This is a genomic window from Pseudomonas sp. WSY_20 (assembly GCF_043104335.1).
Classification (GTDB): Bacteria; Pseudomonadota; Gammaproteobacteria; order Pseudomonadales; family Pseudomonadaceae; genus Aquipseudomonas; species Aquipseudomonas parafulva_B.
On the sequence record NZ_JBICKP010000014.1, the window covers coordinates 190,788 to 197,698 of the forward strand.

Annotated in this window: 5 protein-coding genes and 1 pseudogene; 5 read left to right on the forward strand and 1 reads right to left on the reverse strand. The window is 52.8% G+C overall.

The window, feature by feature from the left end:
- Positions 1-10: 10 nt before the first annotated feature.
- The 5 genes from eutC to ACF8E5_RS03060 all read left to right on the forward strand — a co-directional run bounded on the left by eutC (position 11) and on the right by ACF8E5_RS03060 (position 6,157).
- On the forward strand, positions 11-1,003 hold the full coding sequence (eutC, locus tag ACF8E5_RS03040) for an ectoine utilization protein EutC (protein ID WP_196186716.1): 993 nt from the start codon (positions 11-13) through the stop codon (positions 1,001-1,003).
- Positions 1,004-1,052: 49 nt separating this feature from the next.
- Complete coding sequence (doeA, locus tag ACF8E5_RS03045; RefSeq protein ID WP_023048454.1) at positions 1,053-2,243, forward strand: ectoine hydrolase DoeA; 1,191 nt, start codon at positions 1,053-1,055, stop codon at positions 2,241-2,243.
- Between the two features lie 498 nt (positions 2,244-2,741).
- Complete coding sequence (locus ACF8E5_RS03050) at positions 2,742-4,034, forward strand: MFS transporter (RefSeq protein ID WP_392474890.1); 1,293 nt, start codon at positions 2,742-2,744, stop codon at positions 4,032-4,034.
- Between the two features lie 496 nt (positions 4,035-4,530).
- Positions 4,531-5,829: a D-amino acid dehydrogenase gene (locus ACF8E5_RS03055; RefSeq protein WP_196186718.1), complete on the forward strand. Its 1,299-nt coding sequence runs from the start codon at positions 4,531-4,533 to the stop codon at positions 5,827-5,829.
- The gene (locus ACF8E5_RS03060) at positions 5,804-6,157 is read left to right on the forward strand and encodes a RidA family protein (RefSeq protein WP_103462949.1); all 354 of its coding nucleotides are present in this window, start codon (positions 5,804-5,806) and stop codon (positions 6,155-6,157) included. Before ACF8E5_RS03055 ends, ACF8E5_RS03060 begins: the two co-directional genes overlap by 26 nt.
- 421 nt (positions 6,158-6,578) lie before the next feature.
- On the opposite strand, the pseudogene ACF8E5_RS03065 reads toward ACF8E5_RS03060, so the two are convergent.
- A pseudogene (locus tag ACF8E5_RS03065) lies at positions 6,579-6,755 on the reverse strand (transposase domain-containing protein); the annotation flags it as partial.
- Positions 6,756-6,911 lie beyond the last annotated feature (156 nt).

The following is a 6,911-nucleotide window of genomic DNA, read 5'->3' on the forward strand; positions in this document are numbered from 1 at the left end:
GAGGTGCCATGTGAGCGAAGTCCTTCTGCTTAACCAACGCGAAATCCGTGAGTGCGTAACACTCGATACAGACAGTATCGATGTAGTGGAAAACGCATTTGCATCGCTGGCCAGAGGCAAAGTGGTCATGCCGCCAATCCTCCGGTTAGACATCTCCGAGCACAATGGCGAGGTGGACGTCAAAACCGCTTACCTGCCAGACCTTGATAATTTCGCTATCAAGGTCAGTCCAGGCTTCTTCAACAATCCTGGTCTAGGCCTACCAAGTTTGAACGGCATGATGATGCTGCTCTCTGGACGCACTGGACTTCTCCAGGCGCTCCTACTCGACAACGGATACCTCACTGCCGTTAGGACAGCAGCTGCTGGGGCTGTGGCTGCACGTTGGCTCGCCCGCCAGGACAGTGAAGAGGTTGCCCTTCTTGGTGCAGGAGAACAGGCCGAGCTTCAACTCAAAGCGCTCCTTCTTGTGCGGGATATCAAGCGAGTTCGGGTATGGGCTAGGAGTTCCGCAAAAGCGCAGCAACTGGCCTTGCAGCTATCGAGCCTCTACGGCCTGGAAGCCACTGCCGCAGAGTCGGTCGATGAAGCAATGTCGAGCGCTGACATTGCAGTCACCTGCACGCCAAGCAATCAACCAATTTTACATCGCAGGCACTTGCGGCCCGGTCTCCATATCACGGCTATGGGGGCAGACACTGAACACAAAAACGAGGTTGCTCCTGAGGTAATAGCAGCAGTCGATCACTACGTTGCGGATCGAGTCAGCCAGACGGCAACACTTGGAGAGCTCCATCACGCGATCAACGCTGGTGTTGCACAAGACCTTCGTGTGTACGCCGAACTGGGTCAGGTGATCCTTGGAGATCGCGTCGGAAGGTTGACTCCAACCGACGTAACTCTTTGCGATCTCACCGGCACAGGCGTTCAGGACACAGCGATTGCGAACCTGGCTTTTTCCAGAGCAATCAGCACAGGCAAAGGCTTGCTCTACAACAACTGAATCACCAGGCAACACAATAAAACCATACCCCAATCATGAGGGATCGATCATGTCTGAAATTGTTGTGAACCTTCCGTTTACACGGGAGGAGTACGCCCAGCGTATCGCCAAAGTTCGTGCAGAAATGCAGGCTAGGAACATTGAGCTGCTGCTGGTTACTGACCCTTCGAACATGGCTTGGCTGACCGGCTACGACGGTTGGTCGTTCTACGTCCACCAGTGCGTACTGCTGGCCATGGAAGGTGAGCCTGTTTGGTATGGCCGCAACCAAGACGCTAACGGCGCTCGACGTACTGTCTTCATGAAGCAAGACAACATTGTCGGCTACCCCGATATCTACGTTCAGTCGACTGAACGGCACCCAATGGACTACCTCTGCAAAGAGGTGATCCAGGCGCGTGGCTGGGATTCGCTCACTATCGGCGTTGAGCTGGACAACTACTACTTCAGCGCTGCGGCATACCTGGCACTGCAGCAGCATCTGCCCAAGGCCAAGTTCGTCAACGCGAACGCGCTCGTAAACTGGCAGCGTGCGGTGAAGTCCCAGCAAGAAATTTCCTACATGCGTGTGGCTGCTCGAATCGTCGAAAAGATGCATGACCGCATCTTGGAACGCATTGAGCCCGGCATGCGGAAGAACGAGCTGGTTGCTGACATCTATGCCAGTGGCATTCTCGGTGTCGATGGCTATGGCGGGGACTACCCGGCCATCGTGCCGCTGCTTCCTACCGGAGCAGACGCTAGCGCCCCACACCTGACCTGGGATGACTCTCCATTCAAGGTCGGCGCCGGCACCTTCTTCGAAATCGCCGGCTGCTACAAGCGCTATCACTGCCCGCTGTCCCGAACTGTTTACCTGGGCAAGCCACCGCAGCATTTCATCGACGGCGAGAAAGCAGTCGTCGAAGGTATCGCTGCCGGCCTCGAGGCCGCCAAGCCTGGCAACACCACTGGTGATATCGCACGTGCCTTCTTCGGCGTGCTTGAGAAGTTCGATATCCACAAGGACAGCCGTTGCGGTTACCCGATCGGTATCAGCTATCCACCAGATTGGGGCGAGCGCACCATGAGCCTGCGCCCGAGCGACAACAGCGTGCTCAAACCTGGTATGACCTTCCACTTCATGCCTGGCCTATGGATGGATGATTGGGGGCTCGAGATTACCGAGAGCATCCTGATCACTGATACTGGGGTCGAGACGTTCTGCTCGACTCCTCGCAAGCTCTTCGTCAAGGACTGACGAAAAGTTTGCAAGTCGCTGGAGTTATAGTGTCACGGCTATCTTCAGCGACAATGTGATGGTGCCTTAAAGCACCATCACTCCAGCCACTCCTTTGTTTTACAAAAAAAGCACGCAGCCTTGAAGAGGTCGAAAGTTGATTGTTCCCCAGGGAGCGAGTCAACCTGTGCCTAACGCCTGAAACTTATCAAGGACGACGCTGAATAGAAGTAATACCCCCGACTGGGCTGGTGGCGTAGACCTCCTGCTCAAGCGCTAAAAGACAGATAACAAAAAAAGGTGACAACATGCCCTACAGCGACTTCTTGCATAACTGCCAACTATTATCGAAATCAAAAATCGGCTTCGCGATAAAGCGCAGATCAGCAGTTGGTCATTTGGCCATGTGCATTCAAGCCTGACTAGCCAGTTCGTCTTACCTAAGAAAAGTGGTAAATTATGTCTATTAGTACGCATCCAGCTTCAACCATTTCTTCGAGCACAATAAAAAGCTCGAACATGAGCATGCCTCGCAAAGCCGTGGTCGCAGCTGCATTAGGCAACGCGACGGAATGGTTCGATTACGGAATCTATGCTTACGGGCTCACCTTCATCTCAGCCGCCTTGTTTCCTGGCTCTCAATCTGAAGCCCTTTACTTCGGCCTGGCAACATTCGCTATCTCGTTCCTCATTCGACCCCTTGGCGGGATGTTTTGGGGGCCGCTAGGTGACCGAATTGGCCGCAAGCGTGTGCTAGCCATGACTGTCCTAATGATGTCTGTAGCAACATTTATTATTGGCATCCTGCCTACTTATCAATCGGTAGGTTGGATAGCACCTGTAGCGCTTATCGCGCTGAGGCTCATCCAAGGTTTCTCAACTGGCGGTGAGTACGGTGGAGCAGCTACTTTTCTAGCGGAATACGCGCCTGACAAGCGGCGAGGTTTTTACGGTAGCTTCCTGGAGTTTGGCTCCCTCGCAGGTTTTTCACTCGGTGCTTTGGTGACCTTGAGCGTATCGGTCGTCATTGGAGATGCCGCCATGTACGAGTGGGGGTGGCGCGTTCCATTCCTGATCGCAGCTCCTCTGGGCGTCATCGCGGTCTATTTGCGCACCAGGATCGAAGACACCCCTGTGTTTCTAGAGCTCGAAAAGAAGATGGCAAGCGAGCCTGTTCGACCGAAGACTTCTATTGCTGAAATTTTTGGGAAATGCAAAAAGGCAGCATTGTCGCTAGGGGTTTTGGTAGCAGCACTGAACATAACTTATTATATCCTGCTGGCATACATGCCGACCTACATGCACAAAGAAGTTGGGGCGAGCGAGAACATGTCATTGCTTGCGCCTCTGGTTGGAATGTTGGCCATGATGATGTTCATACCATTTGCGGGGCGAATCTCAGATGTGGTTGGCTTCAAAAAGATGTGGTACTTCTCGCTAATAGGTCTTTTCATTTTAGCGATCCCCATGTTCAAGCTCATGTCCACAGGGCTGACGGGATCGATGATAGGATTTGCAGTGCTGGGAGCGTTCTTTGTTCCTCAACTTGCCACCATTTCCGCCATGTTTCCGGCAATGTTCCCAACGCAAATCCGGTACGCGGCGCTGGCCATTGTCTACAATATTTCGGCCTCTATTTTTGGCGGAACAACACCACTGGTATGCGATCAAATTATTAAATTCCTCGGTTCACCTGACGCACCTGCCTACTACATCATGATTGCATCAGCACTTGGGATTATTGCGTTGTTCTTTGTGATCGAGACTAAAGGTTGCTCGATTCGCGGGGATGGAATCCCTGGGGCAAAATAACCTAATAGGCAGATGGTATAGAGCCTGGGTGCAAATCAGCACCCAGGCTGTCGCGAAGCTACAATCCTCCGGGCAAACCGACCGGCTACGTCCATCTAAGCAGCAGCGCTTTACCCTTCCTTTTTATTCTTATCTCACCGCTTGGCATCTGGCCCTGATATCAGTGTCTTCGTTATCTCTTGCCCTTAATCGAAGCCGTGCGGTTTAACGCAGTTTACCAACGAGAAAATCCAAAAGCGCGCAGGAATTGAGCGTTAATGCCCTCTTTTTCGCGTCATAACGCAGCATTTCATCAATCATGTAGTTGCCGGCAACACAAACCACTGGATTGGCAAAAAAGCATCCGAAAGATTGCTTATGTTCTTCAGCGATTTTAAGATTTTTAGCTGAGCTACGTTACTTATTCAGCGAAATTCACTTCTGGTATCTAGTTACACTGGCCGCATCGCGCACTGCGAGAAGAACAAAGAATTTCTAAATTACGAGGTGCCTGGAAATGCGTGTACTGATACTCGGTAGCGGCGTCGTCGGAACTGTCAGTGCCTACTACCTCGCGCGAGAGGGTTTTGAAGTTGTCGTGGTAGATCGCCAGGACGGCCCCGGGATGGAAACAAGCTTCGCAAACGCAGGGCAGGTCTCTCCGGGGTATGCCTCACCTTGGGCCGCACCTGGAGTGCCATTGAAGGCCATTAAATGGATGCTTCAGCAACACGCACCTTTAGCGATCAAGCCTACGTCTAGCCTGGATCAGTATCGTTGGATGATCCAGATGTTGCGCAACTGTAATCCGGCAAGCTATGCCGTCAACAAAGAGCGGATGGTTCGGATTTCCGAATATAGCCGAGACTGCCTGGATGAACTCAGGGCTGAGACTGGTATATCTTACGATGCTCGCCAGCTCGGAACTACGCAACTGTTCCGCACTCAAGCTCAAGTAGATAATGCTGCTAAGGATATAGCTATCCTGAAACAGTCAGGCGTGCCTTTCGAGTTACTTGATCGCGACGGAATTGCTAAAGCTGAGCCGGCGCTCGCAAGTGTGCGCGATAAGTTGGCAGGGGCTCTTCGCCTACCAAATGATCAGACCGGTGACTGCCAGATGTTTACGCGGAAGCTGGCAAAAATGGCTGAAGAGCTTGGCGTAGAATTTCGTTTTGGATGCAATATTGATCGCCTCGAGTGTTCTGGAGATATCATTTCCGGCGTATGGATCAATGGGAAACTCGAAGTAGCCGACCAGTATGTGCTGGCACTGGGAAGTTACAGCCCCCAGATGTTGAAGCCACTGGGCATCCAGGCACCTATTTACCCGCTGAAGGGATACTCACTTACGATTCCCATCACGGATGCAAGTATGGCTCCGTCATCCACCATTCTTGATGAAACCTACAAGGTTGCTATCACACGCTTCGATGATCGAATCCGTGTTGGTGGCATGGCTGAAATCGCAGGCTTCGATCTGTCACTGAACGCTCGCCGCCGAGACACGCTTGAGCTTGTTGTAGGCGACCTTTATCCAAAAGGTGGGGATCTCACCAAAGCTACGTTTTGGACAGGGCTACGCCCAGCAACACCTGACGGAACTCCAATTGTTGGTAAAACAAAATACCGCAACCTGTTCCTCAATACCGGCCACGGGACTCTAGGCTGGACGATGTCTTGCGGCTCAGGTCGGTTGTTGGTCGATTTGATGGCAGGAAAAAAGCCAAAGATCAGCGCCAAAGGCCTTGATATCTCCCGTTACTCCAACCAAAAGGAAGCCCATAATCATGGCAATCCAGCGGCTGCACTCTAATAAGCGCCTGAGCAACACCGTTATTCACAACGGCATCGTCTATCTCGCAGGCCAGCTGGCGAACAACCACGATGCCGACATTCGCACTCAAACTGCCGAGACCCTGGCGAACATCGACAGGCTTCTTGAAGAGGCCGGTAGTCACAAGTCGAAAATCCTCACAGTGACTATCTATCTGAAAGACATCACCACCGACTTCGCTGCCATGAACGAGGTTTGGGAAGAGTGGGTCGCGGAAGGTCAGGCTCCTGCGCGAGCTTGCGTTGAGGCGGCTATGTTCAAGCCAAGCCTGCTCGTTGAGATGTCCGTAATAGCCGCAATCGCCTGACGCTTTCAAGCGTACCCGGCAAGCCGCCTAGCCTGCCTGGCAACAGGTCAGCGCCGCTCGCCGGGCATCGCTAAATCGATCCAGGAACAAACTCATGAACCACGTGCTAGCCGAAATTAAAGAGTCGAACGAGAGCTCATCGCGGTCAGTCGCAACATCCACAGACAAGATTGCTAATGGCTAGCAGTTCATCACATGCCTTGAAGCCATGATTTAATCCTCGGTTGGTGAGGCTGGTGTCTCCAATATCCGTTGGTAAAAACCCAGATCCAGCCACTGACCGAACTTGAATGCAGCCTGCTTGATCACCCCAGCCTCAACGAAACCGAGCCGCTCATGCAGTACGATGCTGCCTCGGTTGGTGGTATCGATCCCTCGTAAGCGCTCCATAAAACCCACGGCTTCAAAGTGGATGGCGCGTTCAGCTAGGCAATGCCGGCGAGCAGTTCCAAGGCAACAGGGCTTCGTAATCTTCGACCGATGAAGCCGCCGGCAGGCGCTCAAGTGCGTGGCGCAGCCACGCATAGGGCTCTTGGCCGTTGGCTTTGGCAGTCTCGACCAAGCTGTAAAGTTGAGCGCTGGCCGTCGCGCCCTTGGGGGCACTGCCCGGTACGATCTAGCAAAAAATGCCCTGAAGCCCGCGTAATTGCGGGCTTTTGGCTTTTTGGGTCTGGCAAGTACAGGCAATGTTTCCCAGCATCAGCATGATTTTTTGGCATGGTGCGGGTACCAGCTGGATCCGGCGTAATTAAGA

Bases quoted from the DNA above. Each gene is read 5' to 3' on its own strand.
- doeA (WP_023048454.1), top strand. From the start codon at position 1,053: ATGTCTGAAATTGTTGTGAACCTTCCGTTTACACGGGAGGAGTACGCC.
- ACF8E5_RS03050 (WP_392474890.1), top strand. From the start codon at position 2,742: ATGAGCATGCCTCGCAAAGCCGTGGTCGCAGCTGCATTAGGCAACGCG.
- ACF8E5_RS03055 (WP_196186718.1), top strand. From the start codon at position 4,531: ATGCGTGTACTGATACTCGGTAGCGGCGTCGTCGGAACTGTCAGTGCC.
- ACF8E5_RS03060 (WP_103462949.1), top strand. From the start codon at position 5,804: ATGGCAATCCAGCGGCTGCACTCTAATAAGCGCCTGAGCAACACCGTT.